Origin of the sequence: Microbacterium sp. C5A9 (assembly GCF_022627955.1) — a bacterium.
Lineage (GTDB): Bacteria > Actinomycetota > Actinomycetes > Actinomycetales > Microbacteriaceae > Microbacterium.
In genome coordinates, this window is sequence record NZ_JABXGD010000004.1 from 246,401 (window position 1) to 258,866 (window position 12,466).

Genomic DNA, 12,466 nt, shown 5'->3' on the forward strand with positions numbered 1-12,466 from the left:
ATGGGCAGTCTTGCGGATGTCACGGGTCGGCTGAAGAGAGCCGCCATCGATGCGTGGATGGCAGAGAACACCTACACGCAACTGGATGACAAGTACGTCACCTCGTACGGGCCTTCCGAGCAGTACGAGGTCTCTCGACCCTCGGAGTCCGGGCCGTACAGCTGCACCGTGACCTCCAGCCCCGTCTGGGGACTGGGGTACTCCGAAGAGCCCGAGGACACCGAAGCGCGGATCGACGGCATCCGCTCCCGGCTCCAGGAGGGCTGGGACACGATCGTCACCTCCATCGACGACTCGGTCGCCGACTGGGAGGAACTGCCCGAGGCCTCGTCGATGGATGCCGTCGACACCGCGTGTGCGAGCATCATCTCGAAACTCGGCGGCGCGACGATGAACGAGGCATCGTCGGTGATGACGGTCGGAGGCGACCTCGCCAGCGCCATGAGCCGGATGTTCCACGAGTCGGACTGCATCGCCAGCCCGGCCCTCAACGACTTCAAGACTCGGTACATCGACGAGGGCGGACTCCGGTCGCTCCGGTTGACCGCCATGGTGGAGGTCGTCCAGCAAGCGGCCCTCGCCGAGCAGAACGTCCTCCTCAAGGCCAAGGAAGACCTCGACGAGAGACTGGAAGGCCACGTCGACGCGTTCCGATCGCTCTCCGGTCGCGGCGGCGGAGACGCGAAGACCGTCCTCGCGGTCGTCGGGGCGGCGATCGCCGGCGTCGCACTGTTCGTGCCCTCGGGGGGAACGAGTGCGCTCGTGCTCGCGGGTGGGGGAATCCTCGTCGGCCTCGCCGACAAACTCACTCCCCCCGCGGCCGCCGCCGAGGAGAGCATCAGCTTCTCCGACGTCGACGGTGGGCTCTCCTCCCTCTCGTCGAGCCTCCGCGAGCTCTCTCGCGCGCTCTCCCGTGAAGAGACGTCGCTGCGGACGGCGCTGAACGAGACCGCCGATTCCGTGCGCGCGAACTCCGCTGCATTCATGCTGACCCCCGCCCCGATCTACGACCTCCTCCCCGCCGCCGACCTGCACGTCGAGCCGGCACGGGCCTACAACCTGGCGCGGTCGTACATGCCCAACGCCGCCGAGTACGCCCGCGGGCAAGCAGACCCTGTGGTCCAGTTGGGCACTCAGTTCGCCGAGACCACGACACGGCCCTACACGGTCGGCTCGAGCATGAACGGCCCCGGCAATGCCGTCATCTCCCTCACGACGATGACCAGCACCCTTCTGCAGGAGTTCGCCTACGACCTCGACAACGGTGCGCGCAACCTCGACCTCGCCATCCAGGACTACGAGACGTACGAGGCATCCACCGCGACGGATCTGCAGGCGATCGCCGAGCAGATCGCCTCCGGGTCCACGCACACGGGCGCTCAGGACGACGATCTCATCGCGCCGTCGCACGGCGCCGGCGGCGTCAGCATCCGACAGCTCATGGAGTGACGGCGCATAACGTCCCATCCGATTCTTCGTCGGCTCCGAACAGAAGCAGATGGGCCCGTTCCCGCGCGCCCGAGAGGAGCCCCCGATGATCGAGTCATCGACCCCGCCGCTTGCATCCCTCGACGGGTACCGCAACATCACCGACCTGCTGGTCGCGCGTGCTGCAGCGGCTCCTGATCACGTCGCCTTCGAGGTCGCGGGAGCGGATGCCATCGCGCCCTGGCGCCCGATCACGACCCGGGAGTTCTCCGACCAGGTGCGTGCCCTCGCCAAGGGCTTCGTCGCTCAGGGCATCCAGGCCGGAGACCCGATCGCCATCATGGCGCCGACCCGCTACGAGTGGGCCGTCGCCGACCTGGCCGCCTGGTTCGCCGGCGCCGTCGTCGTGCCGATCTACGAGACCTCCTCGCCCTCGCAGGTGGACGCGATCATCGCGGACGCCGGAGTGCGGCTCGCGATCGGCGGCACCGCAGAGCACGTGGCGCTGCTCGCGGCGGCGCTCGCGCAGACAGACGACGAGACCTTCGGCGCATGGAGCATGGATGCCGCGGCATCCGGCACCCTCCCCGAGCTCGTCTCGCGCGGCGTCGCCGTGACCGACGAGGCGCTCGAGGCCCGCCGGACGCTCGCCACCCAGGACGACCCCGCCACGATCGTCTACACCTCGGGCACCACGGGCGAGCCCAAGGGCGTCGTGCTCACGCACCGGAACTTCCTCGGTCAGGTGCTCAACATCGCCGCCGCCTACCGCGAGATCGTGAACGAGAACGGCAACACCGTCATCTTCCTGCCGCTCGCGCATGTGCTGGCGCGCGGGCTGCAGCTGATCTGCCTGGCGAGCGGCATGCGCATCGCGCACCTCTCCGACCCGTCGACGGTGGTCGCCACGCTCGACACGCTGCGCCCGACGTTCCTGGTCGTGGTGCCGCGCGTGCTGCAGAAGATCAAGGCGGCGGCCGCAGACAAGGCCGCAGACAAGCACCTCTCGGGCGTGTGGGCGAAGGCCGTCTCGACGGCCCTCGCCTGGGGCCGCCGAGAAGAGAAGATCGACGCCGGCCGACGCATCTCGAAGGACCTCGGCCTCACGCTGCGCCACCGCTTCTTCGACGCACTCTTCTACCGCCGCCTCCGCACCGTGATGGGCGGACGCGTCGGCTACATCCTGTCGGGCGGGGCCGCGCTCGACGCGGACCTGTCTCTCTTCTTCCGCGGCATCGGCGTTCCCGTCATCGAGGGCTACGGACTCACCGAGACGACCGCGCCGCTCACGGGCAACCTGCCCGGCCGCATCGCCTCGGGAACCGTCGGCTCGCCGCTGCCCGGCCTGACAGTGCGCATCAGCGACGAGGGCGAGGTGCTGGCCCGCGGGGTCGGCGTCTTCGGCGGCTACCGCAACCCGGCCCACGACGAGGGCGCCTTCGTCGACGGCTTCTTCCGCACCGGCGATCTGGGGCGCCTCGACGAGCGAGGCAGGCTGATCCTCGAGGGCCGACTCAAGGACGTGATCGTGACGTCGAACGGCAAGACGATCGTGCCGACCCGCTGGGAGAGCGCCGTCGAAGCCGACGCGCTCGTCTCGCACGCGGTGATGGTGGGCGAGGGTAAGCCCTACCTCTCGGCCCTCCTCGTCCTCGACCCGGAGCAGACCGAGGCGTGGGCCGCGGCGCAGGGCACCGTCATCCCGCCGATCGCCCAGCCCGACATCCGCGAGGTGACCGATCCGGCCCTTCGCGCTCACCTGCAGCGCGCCGTCGACGCCGCCAACGCGCTCGTGGCGCGCAGCGAGCAGGTCCGTCGCTTCAGCGTGGTGTTCGCCGACCTCGAAGACCGCGGCCTGGTCACGCCCACCATGAAGCTCAAGCGGAGCGTCGTGCTCGATCGCGCGGCCGTCACCGTCGAAGACCTCTACCTCTGAGAACCGGAAAGAACAGCATGTCCTCCCCCACCCCCACCAACGCCAAGTCCTCGCGGTCCTCGCTGATCGCGATCATCGTCGCCCTCGCCATCGGCGCGCTCGTCGCCGTCGCCGGCAGCCAGGGAGGCGCGACGCTGGGCGGAATCCCCCTGTTCGCGCTCGCGGTCGCCGCGGCCTACGCGATCCAGATCATCGCGTTCATCCCGGCGATGATCCTGCGCACCGAGAGGTTCTTCGACCTCACCGGCAGCCTCACCTTCTTCGTCATCTCGGCGGCGCTCGTGCTGCTGACGCCCATGCCCGACGCGCGCAGCTGGATCCTCGCGGCGATGGTGATGCTGTGGGCGGTGCGCCTCGGGTCGTTCCTGGCGATGCGCGTGCACAAGGCCGGGTCCGACGGCCGGTTCGACGAGATCAAGGGATCGCCCGTGCGCTTCCTGCAGGTGTGGGTGATCCAGGGTGCGTGGGTGTCGATCACGGCAGCCGCGGCCTGGATCGCGATCAGCACGGATGCCGGTGCGCGGCAGCCCCTCACCTGGCTCACCGTCGTCGGGATCGTCGTGTGGGTGCTCGGCATGGTGATCGAGATCGTCGCCGACGCGCAGAAGTCGGCCTTCCGCGCCGACCCGCGCAACAAGGACGAGTTCATCCGCACCGGGCTGTGGTCGCGCTCGCGTCACCCCAACTACTTCGGCGAGATCGTGATCTGGGTCGGCGTGTTCCTCACGGCCGCTCCCGTGCTCGTCGGCTGGCAGTGGGTCGCGCTGCTCTCGCCGCTGTTCGTGATCCTGCTGCTCACGCGCGTCAGCGGCATCCCGCTGCTCGAGGCCCGGGCCGAGAAGAAGTGGGGCGACCGCGCCGACTACGTCGCCTACCGCGAGAGCACGCCGTCGCTGATCCCGCGGCTCACCCGCCCGACGGTGCGGGAGACCGCGGCGTAGGAGCCGACCGCACGGCGTCGAGGTTGTCCGCGACGGTCCCGACGAGGTCGCGGACCGTGCGGTCCTGCGGGCGCCTGCTCACCTTCAGCCCGATGCGCTCCAGCGGCCCGGCGGCCGAGATCGCGGCCGCGACGTGCTCGGCGTCCAGCAGCGATCCCGACCGGGGATCCGCCGCGGCGAGCGGCAGATGCCCGTCCGACCACGCCGCGCCGTAGGGGCCGTCGACCGCCGCGGACCCAGAGAAGGTCAGCCCGGCGAGCAGCGCCGTGGCGGCGGCGTCGGCGATCTGGTCGGTCACCGCGTCGGCATCGCGCGTCTCGATCACGGACCGCCCCCAGTTGAGCCAGAGCTGCACGGGCGCATCGGCATCGCGGATCGCCGCGATCTCAGCGGCGAGGGGCAGGAAGCCCTTCTCCCAGGGATGAGTCGGCACCGCCGCGTCGCAGTGCTCGATCACGAGCTGCGCGCCCGACCAGTCCCACGCGGAGATCTCGGCGAGAGACGCGGCGAGCGCCGACCGATCGCCTCGCCCCTGCGGCGCGGTGTGCAGGGCGACGATCGTCACGGAGGCATCGCTGTCGCTGTCGATCCGCCGCACGTCATCGGCCAGCGCGCGGAGATCGGCGAGGGCGGCGCGACGTCCGTCGTCATCCGGAGAGGCGATCCCGTGACGCGCATCGGCACCGCACCTCTTCATCACCCACGGCAGCGCGGTCACCGCGAGTTCGGCACCGGCCGGCACGTGCCTCAGGAACCAGGCGGGATCGTGCGGATGGATGCCACCCAGCCATGGCACCTCCAGACCCGCGACTCCGGGAAGCGCGCAGAGGGCCGGCAGGAGTTCGGCCTCCAGGGCGGGGTCCCATGTCGTGTGCGCGGGCGAGATCGCGTAGGAGCTGACGAGCACCGGCGGAAGCGACCGGGTCATGACACGAGGTGACGATGGGTCCGGGTGTCGCGGTAGTAGTCGGCGAGCTCGAGCGACGACGCGGCCGCCTCGTCGACGAGCACCATGACGCGACGGTGGTGCTGGAGCACCGTCGCCGGCCACCGGGCGGAGACCGCCCCTTCGACGAGCTGCGCGACGGCCTCGGCTTTGGCGTCGCCGGTGGCGACGAGCACGATCCGTCGCGCCTCCATGATCGTGCCCAGCCCCTGGGTGAGGCAGTGCCGGGGAACCGTGTCGACATCGCCGTCGAAGAACCGGGCGTTGTCCTCCCGAGTCTGCGCGGTGAGGGTCTTCACCCGCGTCCGCGATGCCAGCGACGAGCCCGGCTCGTTGAACGCGATGTGCCCGTCGGTGCCGATGCCGAGGATCTGCAGGTCGACACCGCCCGCCGCGCGGATCGCCTCCTCGTAGTCCGCGCATGCCGCATCGAGGTCGTCGGCATCACCGTCCGGTCCGAGCACCGCGCCGGGGGCGAAGTCGACGCGGGAGACGAAGTCCTGATCGATCACCGTGCTGTAGCGGCACGGATGCCCGGGCGCCAGTCCGACGTACTCGTCGAGCATGAAGCCGCGGGCACGGGCCAGCGAGAGCCGCCCCTGCGCGACGCGCGCAGCGACGGCGTCGTAGATGCGCAGCGGGCTGGACCCCGTCGCGAGGCCGAGCACGGCATCCGGTCGGGCGGCGAACAGCGTCGCGATCTCGTCGGCGACGATCTCGCCCAGTTCGTCTTCGGGTGCGATGACGACGTCCATCAGTTCTCCTCGGTCAGGGCGGCGACGAACCACGACGTGATGGTCGCGGGGTGGGTGATCGCGGTGCCGACGCACACCGCGAAGGCCCCCGTGGCGGCCGCGGCGGCCGCATGGGCGGGGGTGTGGATCCGGCCCTCCGCGATGATCGGAAGGGTGCAGTGACGGGCCAGCAGCCCGATCAGCTCGAGATCCGGACCGGCGGTCTTCGGGCGCTCGGAGGTGTAGCCGGCGAGCGTGGTTCCCAGGATGTCCGCTCCGGCCGCCTCGGCGGCGAGCGCGTCGTCGAGCGAACCGCAGTCCGCCATGATCAGCGCATCCGTGTGGCGACGGATTCCCGCGACCGTCTGCGCCAGGCTCAGCCCGTCGGGCCGGGGCCTGCGCGTGCCGTCGATCGCGATGACGTCGGCGCCCGCATCGGCGACGGCCTTCGCGTGCTCGAGGGTGGGCGTGATGAAGACGTCGCCGTCACCGTCCTTCCACAGGCCGATCACGGGCACGGGGAGGTCGGCCACCGCCGCGATGTCGTCGACGCCCTGGACGCGGATGCCGGCGGCTCCGCCGACGAGCGCGGCCTGCGCGATCTGCGCCATGGTGCGGGGGTCGCGCATCGCCTCTCCCGGGTAGGCCTGGCAGGACACGACGAGCCCGGCTCGCAGGGACTCGAGGATGTCGGTGGATGTCATCTCGCCCTCCAGGCGGAAGCTGCGGCGCCGCGGAGCGGCGCCTCGTCGCCGAGCACGCCCGGCAGGATCGGGGTGGACTGGAGCCGATCGATGGCGTCGGCGGCGAACGCGCGGCGCATCGGCTCCCACCACGCGTCGCCGATGTTCGGCACGCCGCCGGTGATCACGATGCGCTCGGGGTCGATCAGGGTGGCGGCCCCGGCGAGCGCACGACCGACGGCGGATGCCGAATCGGCGAGAGCGCGCCGGGCCAGAGGGTCGCCGGTCTCCGCGGCGGCGGCGACACCTCGGGCGTCGCGCACGGCGGGGTCTCCGCCGAGGTGCAGGAAGTGGCGGTGCATCCCGATGCCCGAGCCGACGGCCTCGAGATGGCCCCGACGTCCGCACGGACACCGCAGGTGCTCTGCCCCGGGCGTCGGCATGTGGGCGATCTCGCCCGCGACGTGGTGCGCCCCGCGGACGGCCTCGCCGCCGAGCATCACCCCTGCGCCGACACCCGTGCCGACCGCGACGATCAGCGCGCTCGAGGCGCCGGCTGCCGCGCCGTGGCGGAACTCTCCCGCCGCGTGGGCGTCGACATCGTTCTGCACCACGACCGGCGCGTGCGCGTCGACGAGCGCGCCCAGGGCACGCCGCACCTCGTCGGCGAGTGGGGTCCCCGGCCAGTCGGCGAACGTGTCCGTCGCCGAGACGATCGTGCCGGTGGAGACGTCCACGACGCCCGCCGTCCCGATGCCCACGCCCGCGAGAGGCCGTGCGCCCGAGGGGAGCAGCCGCCGTGCGAGCCCGATCACGGTGGCGACGACGGCCGCGGGCCCGAGGGCCGCAGGCGTCGGCGCGGATTCCACGCGCAGCAGCACGTCGTCGCGGTCGGCGAGCGCGACCGCCGTCTTCGTGCCGCCGATGTCGACCGCCAGGACGACGTCGTTCTCGGCGATCATCAGGCGACGGAGACGGGAAGGATCCCCTGCTCGGAGAGGATGCTCCGGATGCGCGCGACCGTGTCGGCGTCGAGGGACTGCACGGTCACGGCCATGGTCGGATGGTCGATGATGCCGCGCGCGTGCATCGCCGCCTTGAAGGCGCCGACACCGGTGGCGTCACCCGACAGCCCGCTCGGCTGGAACACGATGTCGAACAGACGGTTGATGCGCTCCTGCTCGGTGCGCGCCGCATTCCAGTCGCCGTTCGCGGCGGCATCCCACAGCCGCACGTATCCCTCGGCCTCGACGTTCGCGAAGCCCGGCACCACTCCGTCGGCGCCGGCCAGAGCCATGGCGTCGACCACGAGCTCGTGTCCGGTGAGCAGCTGGAGCGGCCGACCGGCCGCGACGTTGGCCGCGATCAGGCGGCGGAACGAGACGTCGTCTCCCGACGAGTCCTTGACGCCGTGGATGACGCCTTCCGTGCCGAGCTGCACGAGCATGTCGATGCCGAGCTTCGAATGCACGCGGACAGGCACGTCGTAGGCCCACAGCGGCACGTCGATGGCCGCGGCGATCATGCGGAAGTGCTCAGCCACCTCGGTGACGGAGTTGAGCGTGTAGAGCGGTGCCGTCGTGACGATCGCCTGCGCCCCGGCGTCGACGAGGCGACGGGCCGTGGCGATGATGCGGGGTGCCGTCAGCTCGATCGCTCCGGCGATGATCGGCACCCGACCGGCGGCGGCGCGCACGATCGTGGTGAGCAGTTCGACGCGTTGGTCGTCGGTGAAGTAGGCCGTCTCGCCGGTGGATCCCAGCGCGAACAGCCCGGACACGCCCTCGTCGATCAGACGCTCGACGAGCCGCTCGAGCGAGGTGTGGTCGATCGTGCCGTCGGGCAGCAGAGGTGTGGCTACGGGCGGGACGACGCCGGCGAAGGTGGGGAGGGAGGGGGCAGCAGACATGGTGGTTCCGGTCGTTTCAGTCGGTGGTCTCGAGCAGTGAGGGTGCCGCCCCGAGGAGCGTGCGGGTGTAGTCGTCCGCCGGTGCGTCGAACACGCGGGCCGCGTCGCCGAACTCGACGACCCTGCCCTTGTTCATCACGGCGATCTCGTCGGAGAGGTAGCGGACGGTCTGGATGTCGTGCGAGATGAAGACCATCCCGAGCCCCAGCTGCTCCTTGAGGTCGGTGAGCAGGTTGAGGATCTGCGCCCGCACCGACACGTCGAGCGCCGAGGTGGGCTCGTCCGCGACGATGACCTGCGGGTCGAGCACGAGGGCGCGAGCGATCGCCACGCGCTGTCGCTGACCGCCGGAGAGCTGGCTCGGGAGGGCGTCCAATGCGGAGGCCGGGAGTCCGACCAGGCCGATCAGGTCGCGGACCTTGCGCGCTCGCGTCGACGGGCTTCCGAGGCGGTGCACCTGGAGCGGATCGAGCAGGGCGTCGCGCACCGTCATCCGCGCGTTGAGCGCGGTCGCCGGGTCCTGGAAGACGACGGAGAGGATGCGCCCGAGTCGCCGGCGCACCGCCGGTGTGAACGAGGTGACGGGTTCGCCGCCGAACACGACCTGGCCGCTCGTGGGCTTCTCGAGCCCGACGAGCACCTTCGCCGAGGTCGACTTGCCCGAGCCGGACTCGCCCACGATGCCCAGCGTCTGACCCCGCCGCACGGTGAGGGAGACGCCGGCGAGGGCATCGACGTGCTGGGGACGGAAGAGCGTCGAGGCGCGGGTCTTGTAGCGGACGTGGACGTCCTTCAGCTCGATGACGGGTTCGCTCATCGTCCTGCTCCGATCGCCGCGACGGGCGCATCGTCCGGATGCGCGGAGTAGTAGTGCTCGGTGCCCTCGATCCGCCGCCGTTCGGGGGTGACCCCCGCGAAGCGCTCGGGGTCGGAGGATCGCGGCGCGAACCGGTCGCCCGCGGGGAAGTCCCGCGGCGAGGGGACGACGCCCGACACCTGGTGCAGACGGTCGGACCCCGCCTCGATCGACAGCACAGCGCCGAGCAGACCCTGGGTGTATTCATGGACCGGCTGCGAGAGCACCTCCCGCGTCGTGCCCTGCTCGACGACCTGGCCGGCGTACATGACCGTGATCCGATGCGTCAGCTCCGCGACGAGCGCGAGGTCGTGCGAGACGAAGACCAGCGCGAAGCCGAGTTCGCGCTGCAGCCGCATCAGCAGATCGACGACCTGCGCCTGCACCGTCACGTCGAGTGCGGTGGTCGGCTCGTCGGCGATGATCAGTCGAGGGTCGCGCGTCAGAGCCATCGCGATCAGCACGCGCTGGCGCTGTCCGCCCGAGAGCTCGTGCGGGTACGACGCGAGCGTGCGTACCGGATCCAGACCCACGAGCTCGAGCAGATCCTCGGCCGTGCGGGTGCCCCCACGAGATGTGAGCTGCTTCATCTGCGAGCGGATGAGCATCGCCGGGTTCAGCGAGCTCAGCGCATCCTGGTAGATCATCGCGATGTCGTGGCCCCGCAGCGCGTTGCGCTGCTTCGGCGACATCTGCAGCAGATCCTGTCCGTCGAACAGGATGCGACCGCGGATGTCGGCCTTCGCGTCCAGCAGACCCATGATCGCGAGCGAGGTGATCGACTTGCCGCAGCCCGACTCGCCGACCAGAGACATGGTCTCGCCGGGGCGCACGGTGAAGCTCACATGATCGACCACGTCGACGTCGCCGTGCCGCGGGAACGAGATGCAGAGGTCCTGCACCTCGAGGAGCGGGGCCGCATCGCCCGTGTAGACGAGCCGATCGGTGCGCGACAGCTCGCGGTCGCGCAGCTCGGCGAGGCGCTCGGCGAGAGGCACCGCGGGGGCGACCGGCACCAGCACGTCCGGCACGCCGCTCGGCACGGACAGGTTGACGGCGGTGTCGACCGTGACGATCACATTCGTGTCGTCGGGGCCGGCGGCCGCCTCTTCGAGCTCGTGCGTCGACTCCTCGGTGTTCGCGGCGTCGGCGGTGACCCGCCGCGCACGCGGCGAGACCATCGCATCCGTCATCCCCTCGGAGAGGATGTTGAGGCACAGCACCGTGAGCATGATGAGGATGCCGGGGAAGAACGTCGCCCACCACGCACCGCTCATGAGCAGGTTGCGCCCCGCGGCGATCACGTTGCCCCACGACGGCTCGGGGTCGGGCACGCCCGCCTGCAGGAACGACAGCGACGCCTCGAAGACGATCGCATCGGCGACGAGGACCGTGGCGAAGACGAGCACGGGCGCCATCGCGTTGCGCGCGACGTGCCTCACGATGATGCGCGGTGTCCCTGCGCCCATGACCCGCACCGCCGAGACGTAGTCCTCGCCGTACTGATCGAGGATGTTGGCCCGGACGATCCGGGTGAGCTGCGGGACGTAGAGGAAGGCGATCGTGAGCACGAGCACCGGGAGGGACTTGCCGAAGACCGCGACGAAGACCGCCGCGAGCGCGATGCCGGGGAACGACATCACGACGTCCATGATCCGCATCAGGATCTCGGAGATCCATCGCGGTGCGGTGGCGGCGATCGTGCCGAGCACGCAGGCGGCGGCCAGGGCGACGAGCGTGGCCCCGAGGCCGATCACGAGCGAGTACCTCGCGCCGTAGACGAGACGCGAGAAGATGTCGCGGCCCTGACGGTCGGTGCCGAACCAGTGCTCGGCGCTCGGCGGCTGCACAGGGCTGCCCGACGCCAGCGGATCGAACGGCGCGACCAGGGGCGCGGCGATCGCAGCGAGGGCGATGATCGCCAGCACCGCGATGCAGATGAGGGATCCGACGGACAGGCCGCCGAGTCGGAGCCCCGGGGTGGAGAGTCGTTCTGTCAGTTTGCGTCGCATGTCACACCGCCCGGATTCGGGGATTGATCAGCACGTACAGGAGGTCCACGATGATGTTGATCACCACGAAGGCCAGGGAGACGGCGAGCGTCACACCCTGCACGAGATTGGGTTCGTTGTTGGTCACGCCGTTGAGGATGAGGGTTCCCATGCCGGGGATGGCGAAGATGATCTCGATCACCACGGCGCCCCCGAGGAGGTAGCCGATGCGCAGGCCGAGCACCGTCACCGGGGTGATCAGGGCGTTTCGCAGCACGTTGCGGCCGACCACGATCACGCGGGGGATGCCGGCTCCGAGCGCCGTGCGGACGTAGTCGCGGTCGAGCTCCTCGACCATCGAGGTGCGCACGACGCGGGAGAGCTGTCCGATGACCGGCACCGCCAGCGCGAGGGCAGGGAGCGTCATCCGCGCCAGCCACCCGGCGGGATCCGACCAGGGGTCGGGCAGCGGGCCGGATGCGGGGAGCACGTCGAGGGTGAGCGTGAAGAGCTGGATGAGGAGGATCGCGAGCCAGAAGGAGGGCGTCGACAGCGAGGCCACTCCGAAGATCCGGATGACCTGGTCGGGCCACCGGTCGCGGTACACCGCAGCGAGGACGCCGAGCACGAAGGCGACGATGACGGCGATCAGCAGGCCGAGGAAGGTGAGCGCGAGCGTGACGGGGAATGCCCGCACGACCTCGTCGATCACGGGGAGGCTGCGAGCCGAGTACGTTCCGAGATCGCCCTGGACGAGTCCGAACAGGAAGTCCACGTAGCGGACGAACAGGGGCAGGTCGAGGCCGTACTGCTCGCGGTAGGCGGCGAGCGCCTCGGGCGATGCGGTCTCCCCCAGCGCGGTGCGGGCGGGGTCGACGGGCGAGAACGACATCACGAAGAAGACGAGGAACGTGATGCCGAGGATCATCAGCGGCAGCTGCAGCAGCCGTCGGCCGATGAGGCGGAGCGTGTGGGACACGTGCCGCTCCTTCCAGGGTCAGGACGGGAGGGGTGGGGGTGCGCTCGGGCACGCACCCCCACG

The 12,466-nt window shown here is 70.6% G+C and carries 11 protein-coding genes; 3 read left to right on the top strand and 8 right to left on the bottom strand.

Annotation, left to right across the window (positions count from 1 at the left end; all coding sequences use genetic code 11):
- Window positions 1-57: 57 nt before the first annotated feature.
- From HWD99_RS09795 to HWD99_RS09805, 3 genes are all read left to right on the top strand, one after another.
- Window positions 58-1,449: a hypothetical protein gene (locus tag HWD99_RS09795; protein WP_241796059.1), complete on the top strand. Its 1,392-nt coding sequence runs from the start codon at window positions 58-60 to the stop codon at window positions 1,447-1,449.
- Between the two features lie 85 nt (window positions 1,450-1,534).
- Window positions 1,535-3,364: a long-chain fatty acid--CoA ligase gene (locus HWD99_RS09800; protein ID WP_241796060.1), complete on the top strand. Its 1,830-nt coding sequence runs from the start codon at window positions 1,535-1,537 to the stop codon at window positions 3,362-3,364.
- 17 nt (window positions 3,365-3,381) lie between these two features.
- Window positions 3,382-4,305 carry a DUF1295 domain-containing protein gene (locus tag HWD99_RS09805; protein ID WP_241796061.1) on the top strand — a complete coding sequence of 308 codons (924 nt, stop codon included), beginning with the start codon at window positions 3,382-3,384 and terminating at the stop codon, window positions 4,303-4,305.
- Here the strand turns inward: HWD99_RS09805 and HWD99_RS09810 are convergent.
- Genes HWD99_RS09810 through HWD99_RS09845 form a run of 8 tightly spaced genes read right to left on the bottom strand, consistent with a single transcriptional unit; the run spans window position 4,271 to window position 12,352 of the window.
- Window positions 4,271-5,233 (bottom strand): DUF4862 family protein, encoded by a 963-nt coding sequence (locus tag HWD99_RS09810; protein ID WP_241796062.1) that lies wholly within the window; start codon window positions 5,231-5,233, stop codon window positions 4,271-4,273. The two genes, HWD99_RS09805 and HWD99_RS09810, sit on opposite strands and share 35 nt — an antisense overlap.
- Entirely contained in the window at window positions 5,230-6,006 is a 777-nt protein-coding gene (gene nagB, locus HWD99_RS09815) for a glucosamine-6-phosphate deaminase (protein ID WP_241796063.1), read from the bottom strand. The genes HWD99_RS09810 and nagB overlap by 4 nt, the downstream gene beginning before the upstream one ends.
- Entirely contained in the window at window positions 6,006-6,689 is a 684-nt protein-coding gene (locus HWD99_RS09820) for an N-acetylmannosamine-6-phosphate 2-epimerase (RefSeq protein ID WP_241796064.1), read from the bottom strand. Before HWD99_RS09820 ends, nagB begins: the two co-directional genes overlap by 1 nt.
- On the bottom strand, window positions 6,686-7,630 hold the full coding sequence (locus tag HWD99_RS09825; RefSeq protein WP_241796065.1) for an ROK family protein: 945 nt from the start codon (window positions 7,628-7,630) through the stop codon (window positions 6,686-6,688). The genes HWD99_RS09820 and HWD99_RS09825 overlap by 4 nt, the downstream gene beginning before the upstream one ends.
- A complete protein-coding gene (locus HWD99_RS09830) occupies window positions 7,630-8,577 on the bottom strand; it encodes a dihydrodipicolinate synthase family protein (protein WP_241796066.1) in 948 nt (315 codons plus the stop codon). The genes HWD99_RS09825 and HWD99_RS09830 overlap by 1 nt, the downstream gene beginning before the upstream one ends.
- 16 nt (window positions 8,578-8,593) lie before the next feature.
- Complete coding sequence (locus HWD99_RS09835; protein ID WP_241796067.1) at window positions 8,594-9,394, bottom strand: ABC transporter ATP-binding protein; 801 nt, start codon at window positions 9,392-9,394, stop codon at window positions 8,594-8,596.
- Window positions 9,391-11,445, bottom strand: coding sequence for a dipeptide/oligopeptide/nickel ABC transporter permease/ATP-binding protein (locus HWD99_RS09840; RefSeq protein ID WP_241796068.1), 2,055 nt, complete (start codon window positions 11,443-11,445; stop codon window positions 9,391-9,393). Before HWD99_RS09840 ends, HWD99_RS09835 begins: the two co-directional genes overlap by 4 nt.
- Before the next feature lies 1 nt (window position 11,446).
- Window positions 11,447-12,352, bottom strand: a complete 906-nt coding sequence (locus HWD99_RS09845) for an ABC transporter permease (protein WP_374205462.1) — start codon at window positions 12,350-12,352, stop codon at window positions 11,447-11,449.
- Between the last annotated feature and the right edge of the window lie 114 nt (window positions 12,353-12,466).